At 68.5% G+C, this 13,818-nt stretch carries 9 protein-coding genes; 4 read left to right on the top strand and 5 right to left on the bottom strand.

The window, feature by feature from the left end:
• Positions 1-67: 67 nt before the first annotated feature.
• Entirely contained in the window at positions 68-331 is a 264-nt protein-coding gene (locus ENSA7_RS25810) for a hypothetical protein (protein ID WP_052549235.1), read from the bottom strand.
• 241 nt (positions 332-572) lie between these two features.
• Here ENSA7_RS25810 and ENSA7_RS25815 point away from each other — a divergent pair, with 241 nt between their 5' ends.
• Positions 573-2,282 carry a hypothetical protein gene (locus tag ENSA7_RS25815; RefSeq protein WP_106092009.1) on the top strand — a complete coding sequence of 570 codons (1,710 nt, stop codon included), beginning with the start codon at positions 573-575 and terminating at the stop codon, positions 2,280-2,282.
• Between the two features lie 164 nt (positions 2,283-2,446).
• On the opposite strand, the gene ENSA7_RS25820 is transcribed toward ENSA7_RS25815, so the two are convergent.
• Positions 2,447-3,148: a hypothetical protein gene (locus tag ENSA7_RS25820; protein ID WP_106092010.1), complete on the bottom strand. Its 702-nt coding sequence runs from the start codon at positions 3,146-3,148 to the stop codon at positions 2,447-2,449.
• A gap of 134 nt (positions 3,149-3,282) precedes the next feature.
• Here ENSA7_RS25820 and ENSA7_RS25825 point away from each other — a divergent pair, with 134 nt between their 5' ends.
• Positions 3,283-4,449 carry an acyl-CoA dehydrogenase family protein gene (locus tag ENSA7_RS25825; RefSeq protein WP_106092011.1) on the top strand — a complete coding sequence of 389 codons (1,167 nt, stop codon included), beginning with the start codon at positions 3,283-3,285 and terminating at the stop codon, positions 4,447-4,449.
• A gap of 31 nt (positions 4,450-4,480) precedes the next feature.
• Here the strand turns inward: ENSA7_RS25825 and ENSA7_RS25830 are convergent, their stop codons facing one another.
• Positions 4,481-6,667 (bottom strand): translation initiation factor IF-2, encoded by a 2,187-nt coding sequence (locus tag ENSA7_RS25830; protein WP_181234105.1) that lies wholly within the window; start codon positions 6,665-6,667, stop codon positions 4,481-4,483.
• Positions 6,668-7,070: 403 nt separating this feature from the next.
• The gene (locus ENSA7_RS25835) at positions 7,071-8,300 is read right to left on the bottom strand and encodes a serine hydrolase domain-containing protein (RefSeq protein ID WP_146158133.1); all 1,230 of its coding nucleotides are present in this window, start codon (positions 8,298-8,300) and stop codon (positions 7,071-7,073) included.
• A 23-nt stretch (positions 8,301-8,323) separates the two neighbouring features.
• On the opposite strand from ENSA7_RS25835, the gene ENSA7_RS25840 reads away from it, so the two are divergent.
• Positions 8,324-8,719: a hypothetical protein gene (locus ENSA7_RS25840; protein WP_146158134.1), complete on the top strand. Its 396-nt coding sequence runs from the start codon at positions 8,324-8,326 to the stop codon at positions 8,717-8,719.
• A 25-nt stretch (positions 8,720-8,744) separates the two neighbouring features.
• Here ENSA7_RS25840 and ENSA7_RS25845 read toward each other — a convergent pair whose 3' ends face one another.
• Complete coding sequence (locus ENSA7_RS25845; RefSeq protein ID WP_181234106.1) at positions 8,745-9,845, bottom strand: class I SAM-dependent methyltransferase; 1,101 nt, start codon at positions 9,843-9,845, stop codon at positions 8,745-8,747.
• A 292-nt stretch (positions 9,846-10,137) separates the two neighbouring features.
• Between ENSA7_RS25845 and ENSA7_RS25850 the strand changes: the two genes are divergently transcribed.
• A complete protein-coding gene (locus tag ENSA7_RS25850; RefSeq protein WP_106092015.1) occupies positions 10,138-13,296 on the top strand; it encodes a DEAD/DEAH box helicase in 3,159 nt (1,052 codons plus the stop codon).
• Positions 13,297-13,818 lie beyond the last annotated feature (522 nt).

Below are 13,818 nucleotides of genomic sequence, written 5' to 3' on the forward strand. Positions count from 1 at the left end.
AACAGCCAGCCCGTTGGGAGCGAGCGAAGCGAGTGACCGCGAAGTGCCAAGCCGCCTGTGGGGGTCCTCAATAGTCGCTGCCAGGGCCCAAGGCCTTGCGCTTGTCTTTGTTGAGGTAGAGGTAGGCGCCTGCGGCTGGGACTCCAACGATCGCGGCGATGACCAGGAAGGGCAGCAAGGCTGAGACCAGCACGGCGGTCACCGCGGTTCCTGCGCCGGTTGCGACGCCCGCGGTCACGGCTTGGCCGTTGCTGGCGTTCTTGGCCTTTGCGTAGGCGTAGGTCCCTCCGCCGACGGCGGTAGAGAGAAGGACGAGTGCTCCGATCGACATTTGGTCTCCAGACGGGGGGTGCGCTGCGAGTATAGGCCACTTCGGCCAGGGTGCTCGGATCGCTCCGCCCGCGTGCTGCCACCCACTTCGAGTTCGGCACAGACGCCAAACCTGTTTCACCTGCTGCGCGGTGTGTGCTGGAGCGGCCCGCGTGGAAGAGCGCCGCGGCGTGCTGGAGCGCTCGTTGGCAGCGAGACAGTCGGGCCTGGACGGCGGCGCGCCTGAGACAGATACTGGGCAGATGGCCGACACCCCGACCAAGGAACCGAAAGCGGAGGTCGAGGACGCCGCTCGCGGGGGCAAGGGCCCGGAACGCGAGCGGCGCCGTAGCGGCCGCAACGGAAAGAAATCCGACCGGGATCGCCCCGGGGGCAACCGCGGCGGCGGTGACCGTGACCGACGCGACTCCCGGGGACCCCGGCGCGACGCAGGTGGCCGCGGTGGCGGCTTCCGAGATCAGCGCAACGAAGCGCCGCTCACCGCGGGCTTGTTTGCGGGCGTCGCCGACCGCGAGATGCCGTGCCGGATCGCCGGCTGCGACAAGACCTGGACGTGGTTCGGCACCCAGCAGATCCGCTCGCTCGGAAAGCCCGAGCCCAAGCGGATGTGCGCCGAGCACCTCGCCCAGCTCGAGGGCATCGAAGACCGGGCGATGCCCTGCCGCAACAACTACTGCACCAACACGTGGCTGTGGAGCCGCGGCGCGCAGCTGTATCAGCGCGAGCGGCAAGAGAAGCTCAAGCCACCCCACCGGCTGTGCGACGCGTGCTTCGAGGAAGAGAAGACCACCGAGGACACGCAGCTCGAGTGCAAGATCCCCGAATGTCGCAACACCTGGCTGTGGCCGCGCCAAGCTCAGCTGCGCCACCGCGCGTGGGTCCGGCGACTGCAGGCGAAGATCGAAGCTGAAGAAGCCGAGGACGACGCGGCCGATGCTGCCGCCGCCGATGCTGCTGCTGCCGCCGCGAAGCGTGACGAGCCGGCCGAGCCCGCGAGCGAGCCGCCCGAGTCCGAGATCGCAACCGTCGCGGACGTACCCGCCGACGTACCAGCAGACACGCCAGCGGACGCGCCGTCTGCCAGCGCCGAGCCGAGTGAGGCTGCAGCTGGTGGCGAGGCCGAAGTGGCCAGCGCCGAGCCGTCCGATCCGGCGTCGAGCACCGAGGCGTCTGAGCCCGCGAGCGAGGCTGTCGCAGCGGAGTCCGAGCCCAAGCCCAGCAAGAAGCGCAAGCGCAAGCGTCGGCGCAAGCGCAAGATCAACGACGGTCCGCCCGAGAAGCTGTGCGAGCGCTGCTTCGAGCGCATGGGCCACCTCGAGCCAATCGCGATCCCGTGCAAGGTCCACGGCTGCACCAGCACCTGGTCGTGGGAGCGCGAGGGCCAGCTGCGCGCGTGGGCTGCCCTCGACGCCCAGGAGCACGTCACCGAGCTCCCACAGCCGCCCCGGCGCATGTGCAACGGGTGCTTCGAGTTCGTGCGTGGTCGCGGCGATCGTGAGGTCGCGTGTGGTCGGCCCGACTGCGAGAAGACCTGGACCTACAAGACCGGCGCGCAGCTGCAGGATTTTCTCGCGGGCCGCACCCAGGATCCGATCCGGCTGTGTGAGGACTGCTCTCGCAGCCAGTTCGTGATCAGCTCGACTCGCGGCGCGCCGGTTCCAGCGGGCGCCGAGGTCATGCCCTGTCAGGTCGCGGGCTGCACTGGGTCGTGGGTATATGCCCCTGGAATGTCGCTGAGCTCGGCGGATCCCGACGCTGACGAGCCGCCCACGGACCGCATGTGCGACGACTGTCGCACGCAGCGGGGCGCGCAAGCCCGCGACCCCAGGCGGATGCAGGCGAGCACTGACTCGAGCGAGCCCAGCAGTGAAGTCGATCAGACCAACGGCGAAGCCGCAGAGACTGCCGAGGCCGAGCCAGACCCAGCCTCCAGCGACGGGTCAGCGGACTGACTTGACCCCGGTTCGGGCGAGGTGTGACGCTGCCCCCCGCGCACGCCTCTCCCGCTCCAGCTCTGCCCGCACTCGCGGTTTCGCAAGACTCCCTCGCTTCGAACACTCCACCCCCAGCGTGCGCGGCTGTCGTAGGCGCGGGTCCCTGAACTCCAGGGCCCCGCTCACGACGGCGTGTTGCGGTTGCGAGTGAGCAGCACGGTCATCGCGACGCTGGCCGCCAGCATCACCTCGATCGCCCAGCCCAGGCGCACGCCGATCAACAGCTGCAAGCGGATCCACCCGCACACCGCGACGATCACCGTGGCCCCCCAGCGCACCAGCCAGCGCAGGGTTGGACCCGAGCGGACGAACTGCGCCGTGTCGTCGATCCCACCGGCCGCCGCGGCCTCGCGGGCGTGATGCAGGATGAAGTAGCCCCCGCTGACCGCCGCGAATCCCAGCAGCGCGAGCGGCATCATGCCCTGACCGCGGGACCACAGCATGAACCCGACGAGCAGCAGCTGCGCGTGAAGCAGGCTCAAGTTGGCGACCAGCAGCCGCTCGGCGAGGCGCGGGTGCACCTGGTCCCCGAGCCCGGCGAGCGCGAGCACGATCGCCCCAAAGCAAAACGGTGAGCCGAACCCGATCAACATGATCAGGCCCTCGAGGGGGCTGCGCAGGAACGCGACGTAGAGCAGCTGCGCGAAGCTGAACCCGTCGGGGTGCAGCGGCAGGGCGATCGCCGCGGTCAACACCAGGGCCGGGAGCGTCAGCGCGATCGGCAGCGTGGCGGGCGGCCGGGTGGCGTCGGCGAGCTCGTCCTCGAGCGCGTCCTCGGTGGGCTCCCCGTCGTGGTCGTCGTACTCGTCGTGCTCGTCGCCCATGCGCTCACGATAATGCCAAACCGACGACCGGAGCGAGCTCACTCGTGCGACGGGCCACGCCGCCCGGCTCAGACCGCCCCAGCGCCCAGCGGCGCGGCTCGTGGCCGCAATTTTCTGAGGTATGTTCACGCCCGATGTCCAAGCACTCGGACGAGCTGTTCAACCCTACTGAAGAGCACCGCCTGCTGCGCCAGACCGTCGCCGAGTTCGCGCGCCGAGAGGTCGAGCCGCAGGCGGCTCAGTTCGACGAGAAGGGCGAGCTCAACGTCGAGCTGTTTCGCAAGCTGGGTGAGCTGGGGCTGCTCGGTATCACGGTCTCGGTCGACGACGGCGGCGCCGGGATGGACGCGGTCGCGGCCACGATCGTCCACCACGAGCTCTCGAAGTACGACCCGGGGTTTTGCCTGGCCTACCTCGCGCACTCGATGCTGTTCGTGAACAACTTTTACCACTGCTCCAACGAGGAGCAGCGCGAGCGCTACCTCGACAAAGTCATGAGCGGCGAGTGGATCGCTGGCATGGGGATGACCGAGCCGGGCGCGGGCACCGACGTGTTGGCCATGAAGACCACCGCGGTCCGCGACGGTGGCGACTACGTGCTCAACGGGACCAAGACCTACATCACCAACGGCCCCGAGGGTCACTGCTTCTTGGTCTACGCCAAGCTCGACGATCGCCTGACCTCGTTCGTGGTCGACCGCGACTGCCCAGGGTTTTCGACCAGCAACCACATCGAGAAGATCGGCATGCGCGGGTCGAGCATGTCGGAGCTGATCTTCGAGGATTGCCGGGTCCCGGCCCGCAACCTGCTCGGTGAGGAGGGCGGCGGGCTCACGCACATGATGCGCAACCTCGAGATCGAGCGGCTCACGCTCGCGGCCATGAGCGTCGGGATCGCCGAGCGCTGCGTGGAGATCATGATCGACTACGCCGACCAACGCCGGGCGTTCAAGGAGTCGCTCAATCGGTTTGGGCAGATCCAGCGCTACATCGGCGAGGGCTACGCGATGATGCAGGCGGCGAAGTGCCTGACCTACAACGTGGCGCGGGATCTCGGGCCCGACAACCGGGCGCGCGTGGGGTCGGACGCGGCCAAGCTGTTCGCGGCGCCGGTCGGGAAGACCTGCGCGGACTGGGCGATGCAGGTCATGGGCGGGGCCGGGTACTGCCGAGAGTTCCCGGTCGAGCGGCTGTGGCGGGACGCGAAGCTGTTGGAGATCGGCGGGGGCACGATCGAGGCCCACCAGAAGAACCTGACGAAAGATCTGACCCGCATGTGGAAGGCCTCCGGCGGGGTCTGAGAACCCACGCCGGGCTGGCCTACGAGCTCGCCTATAAGCTGGGCGGTATGGCTTCGAGCTCGAAGGCCTGCAGGATGTCGCCCTCGCGCAGGCCCGTGGTGTCGACGAGCAAGATCCCGCACTCCTGATCGGTGCCGACCTCTTTGACGTCACGGTCGACGATCCGCAGCGAGGCGAGCTTGGTGGAGTTGATCTCCGCGCCGTCGCGGAGCACCCGAATGCCGGCGTTGCGGGTGATCTTGCCGTCGATCACGCGGCAGCCACACACGCTGCCGCTCGAGGTCGGGAACAGCTTGCGGATGTCGGCCTTGCCGATCGGATGCTCGATGAAGCTGGGCGCGAGCTGGTCGAGCATCAGGGCCTCGAGGGCGTCGCTGAGCTCGTAGATGATCTTGGCGCAGCGGATCGGGATCCCGTCGGAGTCGGCGAGGGTGCTGGCCTTGTTGCCGGCCTTGACCCCGAACCCGAGGATCGCGGGGACGACGTTGCCGCCGGCCTGGCGGGCAGTGGTCGCGAGCTTGATGTCGCCCTCGGTGATCTCGCCCACGCCAGTCGAGATGATCTTGGTCTGGACCTTGTCGCTGCGGATCTCGTTGATGAGGTGCTCGACGGCCTCGAGCGAGCCCTGCACGTCAGCCCGGACCACCAGCGCGACGGTCGGGATCTCGGCGCGGCGCTCGGCGGCGAGCCGGTCGGCGAAGCTGATCGCGCTCGAGCGGGCGCCGTCGCGGCGGCGACGTTGCTCGCGGCGGTGGGCGATGAGCTGCTTGGCGGCCTTGTCGTCCTCGACCACGTTGAACGCGATGCCGACCGGCGGCGGCTCGTCGAGCCCCGAGATCTCGACGACGGTCGAGGGCCCGCTGGTCTGCACGGTCGCCGGCTGCGCCTTGCCCTTGGGCTTCTTGGGCTTCGACTTGGCCTTGGCTTTTTTCTTGGGCTTGTCGGCGTCTGACTCGGCGTCGGCGTCTTGCTCGTCGTCCTCGAGATCGCCGGTGGGGATCAGCGCGCTGACCCGCCCGCTCGACTCGCCGGCGACGAGCATGTCGCCGCGGGTGAGCGTGCCGTTTTGGATCAGCATGGTGGTGATGACGCCGCGGCCGCGATCGATCCGGGACTCGAGCACGAGCCCGGTCGCGCGACCTTCGGGGGTGGCGCGCAGCTCGAGCACTTCGGCGAGCACGGCGAGCTGCTCGAGCAGCTCGTCGACGCCCGCGCCCGTCTTGGCCGAGATCGAGACGATCGGCGTGTCGCCGCCGTAGGTCTCGGACAGCACGTGGTGCTCCATCAGCTGGCGCTCGACCTTGGCGAGATCCGCGTCGGGGAGGTCGCACTTGTTGACCGCGACGAGGATCGGCACGTCGGCGGCCTGGACCTGGCGCAGGGCCTCGATCGTGGTTGGCATGACCCCGTCGTTGGCGGCGACGACGATCATCGCTATGTCGGTGAGGTTGGCCCCACGCTCGCGCATGGCCGCGAACGCGGCGTGACCTGGCGTGTCGACGAACACCATGGGGCCCGCGTTGGTGCGGACCCGGTAGGCGCCGACGTGCTGGGTGATGCCGCCAGCCTCGCTGGCGGCGACGTCAGCCCGGCGCAGACGATCGAGCAGCGTGGTCTTGCCGTGATCGACGTGACCCATCACCGCGATCACCGGGGCCCGCAGCTCACCGATCTCGATCTCGTCTTCGCCGTCGAGCAGCTCCGACTCGTCGAACGACACGTCCTCGACCCGGTAGCCAAACTCGGCCGCGACCAGCTCGGCGGTCTCCACGTCGACGCCGGTGTTGACCGTGGCGTTGCGGATCCCCATGCCCCACACCACGCGGATCACCTTGGGCGCCTTGACGCCCATCTGCCGGGCGAGCTCGCCGATCGAGATGGCCTCGTCGACGCGCACGCGCTTCTTGTCGGCGCCCATCTCGGCCGTACCGGCGCTGGATGGCTTGCCGCGCCGGGCCGCGCGCCGGCCCGGCATCCGGCGGCTGGACCGGACCTCCCGAGCCTTGCGAGCGCTCGCGCGACCCTTGGGCTGGTCGCCGCCAGCGCCGCTGTCGATGATGATCTCTTGCTTGCGCCCGCCGCCGCGCGGCTGCTTCTCGGCACCGCCTGCAGCGCCCGGCTTGGGCTTGCCGCGCAGACCCTTGAGATCGATGACGCCGAGGATCTTGGGACCGGCGCCGCGGGCTCCCACGATCACGCCCTCCGCATCACGGATCACACGCGGGCTCGCTGCCGCGTCTTTCGAGGCGGCGGGCTTGGCGGGTTCGGCCGACGGCGCGTCAGCGGATTTAGGCTTGTCGTTCGAGCCTGAAGACATAAGCAGCGGCAACCGGCCTGGGCATCGCGTTTGACGCGGCCCAACGGCGGGCCCTTTCGATACGCGACCAATGGGGGTCGCGCAAGGCCACGCCTACCGCAGTGGCCGCTCGGACGGCGCACCGGGGGCCTAAACTGGCTCGCAGCGGTCGAGAACTGGCTCCCAGCCGAGGGGACTGGCGGTCGAGCCCCGCCGCCTGGGGGCTGGCTCCGCGCCGGCTCCGGCCGCACGGGCGAGGCTGTCGAGCCAGGCGCCTGGGTGTTCGGCGGGCAAACCCGTCCGCTGACGCAGGGCTGGCCGACCGTCACTCGGCCGAGCGGCTGGGGTCGGGCGCTGGCGGGACGCACTGGCTCAGCGGCCGGGGATCGTAGCGTGTGCGGTTGGTCAAGATCACCACGCCGTAGTGGTGGCTGGGCCAGATCCTCACCTCGGGCCGGTAACCACCGCCCTTGCCCATATGGTTGAAGTAGCGCTGACCTTCGATCACCTGGGTGTGCCAGCCGAGCGCGTAGTCCAGCGGCCGGCCGTTCTGATCGAGCTGCGGCGTCTGCATGGCCTGGACCGAGGCGGCCGTGAGGATCCGGTGACCCTCCCAGGCGCCGTAGTGCAGGTGCGCGCCCAGAAATTTGGCGAGGTCGCCCGCGGTGCCGATCAGCCCGCCGTAGGGCGACCCCTCGACCTCGAAGTACACAGTCGTGATCCAGTTTGGTAACGACGGGCCAAACACTTCGGGGTTGGCGACGGACTTGGCCACGGTCGTCCAGAATCCGCCCTTGCGTCCGTGACCGATCGCGGCGTTGCCGAGCAGGGGCGCCCAGCGAAACCCGGAGTGATCCATGCCGAGCACGTCGAGGATCTCCTCGCTCACGTAGGTCTCGTAGTCGCGCCCGTCGGCCACCTCGATCATCCGGCCGAGCACCATGTAGCCGAGGTTCGAGTAGCGCTGGTTGGTGCCCGGTCGGTAGCGCAGCCGCGGGCCGTGGCGCTCGAGCAACCCCGCGAGCTGGACCTTCACGGTGCGGCGCTCCTGACCTTCGGGGGCCGCGGCCGCCCACACCGAGGGGCTGCCGAGCCCGCTCGAGTGACTCAGAAGATCCCGCGCGGTGATCGGTCGGCGGCGTGGCTCGTCGAGCACGAACTCGTCGCCCAGCAGATCTTTGACCGGCGCGTCGATGTCCAGCTGGCCGCGCTCGTGCAGCTGCATGATCGCCGTGGCCGTGAACAGCTTGGTGATCGAGAACCACAAGAACGCGGTGTCGACGTCGGTCGGTCGGTGATCGGCGAGCGCCGCGTAGCCGCCGGCCTCGACCTCGATCTTCGCGGCGTCGGGATCACTCATCCGGACCGTCGCGACGACCAAGCCCGGAGACTCGCCGCGCCCCTCGCCGACCGTGGCCAGCGCGTCGGCGCGCAGCTCGGCGGGTGGCACGACCGTCGTGTGCGTGCACGCGGCCGTGGCCACGCACACCGTGAGCATCAGCCGCGCCCGGACCGTCACGCGCTCGAAGTACGCCGAGGTCGCGGGCCTGTCCAATTGCTCGTAGGATGCGGCCACACGTGGGCGAGACTCTCATTGGGCCCGACGAGCTCGAGCTCGCGGTGTCAGGGCTCTCGGGCATGGTCGGCGCCTTGCTGCTGCCGGCGATCGGCGCGTGGTTGCGCGTGCTGCTGCAGTGGATCGAGTCCGACCGCTCGGGCCTGGGCCAACAGCCGCGCCTGTCGGGTCTGCAGATCATCCGGGCGGTGCTCACCAGCTTTGCGCTGTTCTTCTTCTTCATCGCGCTGGGCCGGGCCGCCGGCGAGCTGCGTGAGATCCGGGTCGAGGCGCCAGTGTTCGCCGCGATCGTGACCGGGCTGATCGCAGGTATGCTGTTCTGGGCGATCTACGCGGCCGGGATCTCGGCGCTGCAGACCGACTACCAGCGCGCGAAGCAGACCCGTCGCATCAAGTAGAGCGGCGCACCGCGCACGATGCACGTCAGGGCCAGCGCGCCCGCAGCACGAAGAAGCCGTCACGCTCGCCCCCGTCGACCTCGGCCCCGAGCTCGGCCAGCAGCTGCAGGGCGCGGTGGGGTCGGCTCACGACCATCAGCACGCACCCACCCGGGCGGAGCCACCCGCGAAGGTCGAACAGGCGTCGCAGCGTGTCGGCGTCGGCGTGGGTCGGGGGGTTGAGCAGGACCAGGTCCACGGGCGTGACCTCGGCGGGCGGTCCATCGTGCTCGTGGATCCGCACCCGCGCCGCGAGGCCGTTGCGCTCGGCGTTGGCGCGGATCAGGGCGCAGGCCCGCAGGTTGCTCTCGACCGCGATCACCTCGGCGTGCTCGAGACGCGTCGCCGCCCACAGCCCCAGGGTTCCAAGCCCGGCGCACAGATCCAGGACCGCGCGCGGTTGCTCGGCCTCGCGGCGCAGCAGCTCGTCGGCGACCCCGAGCAGCGCACGCGTGCCACCGTCGAGCTCGCGGCGAGAGAACACGCCGGGCCGACTCTCGAGCCGCAGCTGCCCGAGCGCGTCGTCGTGGATCTCATAGCGACGCGTGCTCAGCTCCGCGGCCAGCTCTACATTCATATTCGGGCCACGCACGCCCTTCCACAGGTGATAGCCGCGCTCGCGGGCGACGACCTCGACCGCGTCTTCGCCGAGCAGCGCACGCATGATCTTACCGAGGCTCTTGCCACCCTTTTGTTTGCGCACCGCACAATAGAGGTGCCCGCCCTCGCGCAGAGCGAGCGCGCCCACGGCCAGGCACGACTCGGAGAAGTCCTTGCCCAGGTGCGCGCGCGGCCAGACCATGGCTGCCTCGAACCGTGCGTCGCCAGCTGGCAGAGCCGCGCCCGCGTCGGTGCGTCCCAGATCCGGGATGCAGTGATGCGGCGAGCCAGTGCGCTCACGCACGTCGAGAATCAGCCGGGTCGCGCCGGGGGCCAAGCCCGGGAGATCACCACAGTGGACCAGCAGCAGCGCCGTTGGCTCGATCCCGCGAGCGGCCTCGGCGAGCAGCCGGACTCCCGGATCGTCCGGGTTGAGGCCATCGAGACCTCCGGGTCCGGGCTCGGCGGCGTTGGGGTCTCGTCCCATGGACCAGACCTTGGCCGATCTGCGACCGCCCGTCAGGTACCCGGGGCGTGTAGACCGAAGCCGATCTCCGTGATAGAGCTCCCACCACTGCGCGAGCGCCCACACCGAGCATGTCGGGTGGGGTATCGCGCGTCCGATCGGGTCTGGATTCCGCCACTTGGGGAATCTGAACCATGCGGGGACTTCCCACACGGGCTCTGACAGCCTGTGCGGGTTCCAGAGCCCCGGAGCGACGCCGGTGTGACACGACAAAGGTCGGTCATGGTGGATCGCCTGCCGATGGAACAAGGCTTTGAGCAAGCTCGACAATTTGGTTCCTCTCCTCGACCCCGAGGTCCTCGTTCGCGTCGCCAGCCCCAAGGCCATGAAGGCCGGCCAGGAGCTGTTCAAGAACGACGCGGTCAGCGATCTCGTGGTCAACGGCGCCAGCGTGCGCGGCAAGGTCAAGGGCACCCACGCGGCCCCGCACTCGACCTCGCTCAAGCGCACGGTCATCAAGGGCGGCAAGGGCAACAAGCTCGAGTGCAGCTGCTCGTGCCCGACCTTCACCGACGGCTGGGAGACGATCTGCCACCACGGGGTCGCGCTCGCGATGGAGCTGCGCAAGCAATTCCTCGAGGGCGGGGACCTCACGCTCACGCAAAACCCGTGGGTCACCAGCGTCGAGGCCAAGAGCCGCAATCGCTACCAGATCGAGCAGCGGCTCGGGGTCTGGCACGTCAACGTGTTTGGGGCCGGCTCAGCGGTGTCGGCGGCGACCCGCAAGCGCCAGGGCATGGCCGAGGTCGATCGGCTGATCCAGCACTACCTCGACCACGAGATCGATGAGACCGACGACGGCGCGCACGTGCTCGACGACGTCGCGCTGGCGGGCATGCTGTATTTTGCGCGTCACGCCTCGGTCGCAATTAAAGGTGTCGGTCGGCTGCAGTTCGTCAGCGAGCCGCTGATCCTGCGCGTCGAGGCCCAGTCCCACAACAAAGATCACCGCGTCGAGCTGCGCGCGCTGCTGCAACACAAGGCCAGCGAGCGGACCTTCGAGGTCGACAAGGGCCGTGTGATCGCGGGCGCACCCACCTGGTTCCTGTGGCCCGAGACCGCCGAGATCTTCTTGGTGCCCGACACCCCGCCGTGGACCCTCGCGGCGATCGCCGAGCGCCCAGTGATCGTGATGGACGCGAGCGTCGCGGCCGAGGACATGGACGAGCTCAGCGAGGCGCTGCAGTCGGTTGGCGTGCCGCAGCGGGATCTGTTCAAGCTCGCCAGCGACTCGCGCGAGGTCGACAATTTCATCGTCACGATCCAGGGCGGCGCGAGCAAGATCGAGGTCACGCTCGCGGCTCGCTACGACAACGTCACGCTGGCGGTCACCGGCCACGATCCCGAGTCGGCCCGCTACAGCATGACGGTCACGGGTCCCAGCGGCGAGGACGAGAGCATCGCGTTCTACCGGGACATCGAGGCCGAGACCCGCGCCCGCCAGATCCTGTTTGACGGCAAGCTGCGCTGGAGTGACGCCGACGAGTCGTTCGTGGCGCTGGGTGACACCGCGATCGAGTTCATCGTCGCCGGGTTGCCGCTGCTGCCCGAGCGCTGGGAGAAAAAGATCCCCGCGCTGCCCAAGCTGCGCAGCAAGTCGCCGTCGCCCAGCATCTCGGTCAAGAACGCTGGCGGGTCGGTGCTCGACGTCGAGGCGATCGTCGACGTCGAGGGCGAGACCGGGCTGATCTCGTTTCGGGATCTGCTGCGCTGGCTGCACGAGGGTCGACGCTGGGTCGAGCTGGCCGACGGCTCCGTCGCCAAGCTGGATCCCAAGATCCTCGAGCCGATCGCCGAGGCCGCGGGGTCCCTGCAGTTCGACAAGGCCGGCAACGCCGAGGTCAGCACCCTCGAGCTCGGCACCCTCGCGCGCCTGCTGCAAGAGGTCCCGTCGACCAAGGTCGCCAAGGACGTCAAGAAGCTGATGGAGAACATGACCGGCGAGCGCTCGGCCAAGGCTCCACGCAAGGCCAAGGCGCTCACGGCCAAGCTGCGCGACTACCAAAAGTCTGGCTACGCGTGGCTGTGGCAGCTGCACGAGAACCAGATGGCCGGGATCCTGGCCGACGACATGGGTCTGGGTAAGACCGTGCAGGCGCTCGCGCTGCTGGCCAAGGCCAAGGAGACCGACGGCGACATGCCCTCGCTGATCATCGGGCCGACCTCGGTGCTCGGGGTCTGGCGGCAAGAGGTCAAGAAGTGGGCGCCGAGCTTGTCGGTGCTGGTCTGGCACGGGGCCGATCGCGGCGAGAATCGCCGGCTGCTCAAGAAGACCGACGTGGTCGTGACCAGCTACGCGATCTTGCGCCGCGACATCGAGGACCTGATCAAGATCCGGTTCCGCTACGTGATCCTGGACGAGGCCCAGTACATCAAGAACTGGACGACGAGCACGGCCAAGTCGGCCAAGAAGCTCAAGGCCGACCACCGGCTGGCGCTCACGGGCACCCCGATCGAGAACCACCTGGTCGATCTGTGGGCGATCTACGACTTCTTGGCGCCGGGCTTCCTGGGCAAGCTCAGCGAATTCCAGAAGACCTACGTCAAGCCGATCGAAGACAACGACGACAAGGCGCTCGAGACCCTGCGCGCCCGGATCCGGCCGTTCATCATGCGACGGCGCAAAGAGGACGTCGCCCAGGAGCTGCCACCGAAGACCGAGCAGACGATCTTCGTGCAGTTCGGGCGCAGCCAGCTGGCGCTCTACAACCGGATCCTCAAGGCCGCCAAGACCGAGATCGACACGCGGATCGGCGAGGTCGGCGTGGAGAAGTCTCAGATGACGATCCTCGCCGCGCTCACGCGGCTGCGCCAGGTCTGCACGGATCCCCGGCTGCTCAAGCTGCCCGAGGGCACGGCCGTGCCCAACTCGACCAAGATGGACGCGTTCCGCGAGCTGATCGCGGAGAGCGTGGGCTCCGGACGCAAGGCGCTGGTGTTCTCGCAGTTCGTCGAGATGCAGAAGTTGATCGCGGAGACGCTCGACGAGCTGGAGATCGAGTACGTGTGGCTGCACGGCGGGACCACCAACCGCGAAGAGCTGGTCAACAAGTTCCAGCAAAAGAGCGGGCCACCGGTGTTCTTGATCTCGCTCAAGGCTGGCGGGGCCGGGTTGACCCTGACCGAGGCGGACACCGTGATCCACTATGATCCGTGGTGGAATCCGGCGGTTGAAGACCAGGCTACCGACCGGGCCCACCGGATCGGGCAGGACAAGCCGGTGATGGTCTACCGACTGGTGGTGGAGCACACCGTGGAGCAGAAGATGGTGGAGCTCGGGAGCGAGAAGCGGAAGATCGCGGAGTCGGCGTTGGGGCGCGATACGAAGGTTGGGAAGAAGCTGACGATGGAGGATGTGGATGCGCTGCTGGCTACGCCGGTGGCGGGGACTGCGGCTTGGGATGAGGTCTGAGTTGGCTGGGTGCGGAGGGGTGCGTGCCGATGGGGTACCGCGCACGGGCTGCAGGCGACCCCAACCCGGTTAGCAGGCCGGAGAAAATCTCAAACGACCCAGAGCACGCCCCTGGCCTCCGAATGCCTTTGTCGCCAAAGCTCGCAGTATGCCCGATACAGCTTCGCTTTGGCTCCGCGGCCTCGAAGCCCAGTGACGCACTCTGGCCCGCGTCGAGAATTTCCCCGGCCTGCTAGGTCTACTTCAGTCTCGGGTTGCAGCTTTCGGGCGCTGTACTGGCCCGACCGGGGGTGGCTCCGCTAATCTCCACGTGCGTAGGTACGCCGGGTTGGGGTCGTCTGCGGCCTTTTGTGCGCTCTTCGTTTGGCGACGGGTCGCTCCGATCCATGCAGGCGGAGGGCTTGGTATTCTTGGGGCATGACGGTGGTGCGGTCGATTCAGCTGTTCTTTCAGGAGGGTAAGTCGGACAAGGTTTATCATGCTGCGCTGATCGATGAGGGGGGTGGGGGCTACAGCGTCGAG

Source organism: Enhygromyxa salina (assembly GCF_002994635.1).
GTDB classification, from domain to species: domain Bacteria; phylum Myxococcota_A; class Polyangia; order Nannocystales; family Nannocystaceae; genus Plesiocystis; species Plesiocystis salina_B.

What these genes read in the sequence shown, in the direction of transcription:
- ENSA7_RS25810 (WP_052549235.1), bottom strand. Translation starts at nt 331, where the DNA reads ATGTCGATCGGAGCACTCGTCCTTCTCTCTACCGCCGTCGGCGGAGGG.
- ENSA7_RS25815 (WP_106092009.1), top strand. Translation starts at nt 573, where the DNA reads ATGGCCGACACCCCGACCAAGGAACCGAAAGCGGAGGTCGAGGACGCC.
- ENSA7_RS25820 (WP_106092010.1), bottom strand. Translation starts at nt 3,148, where the DNA reads ATGGGCGACGAGCACGACGAGTACGACGACCACGACGGGGAGCCCACC.
- ENSA7_RS25825 (WP_106092011.1), top strand. Translation starts at nt 3,283, where the DNA reads ATGTCCAAGCACTCGGACGAGCTGTTCAACCCTACTGAAGAGCACCGC.
- ENSA7_RS25845 (WP_181234106.1), bottom strand. Translation starts at nt 9,845, where the DNA reads ATGGGACGAGACCCCAACGCCGCCGAGCCCGGACCCGGAGGTCTCGAT.